This window comes from Bacillus sp. mrc49 (assembly GCF_002803435.1).
Map to the genome: position 1 here is coordinate 1 of NZ_PHNG01000426.1, position 306 is coordinate 306.

Genomic DNA, 306 nt, shown 5'->3' on the forward strand with positions numbered 1-306 from the left:
CATTCACGGACCTCCGAGCTTCTCGTTGCCATTTCAGGAGTTAGTCCCGAATCTACCCTGAACTGGGGCATCACAAGATTCAAGCCATGTGAGATGCTTGCGAGGAATTTCGGAGGCTTGGTTACGAGCCCTAAACAAGGTGAAGATAAAATCACGCCTGCAATATCCCATTCCTCTTCCTGAAGAAGCCGAATTGAAATCAGGCCTCCCATGCTATGTCCAAGCAAAAAGACCGGGAGCGAGTATTCGTAAGCTTCCTCTATCCAGCTTTTCACTTCATCTAAATATTCATCAGATCGGAAGAGC

1 protein-coding gene is annotated in these 306 nt (G+C 47.4%); it reads right to left on the reverse strand.

Annotation, left to right across the window (positions count from 1 at the left end):
• The coding region (locus CVN76_RS02610; RefSeq protein ID WP_198512451.1) for an alpha/beta fold hydrolase at positions 1-306 on the reverse strand (306 nt) is incomplete at both ends.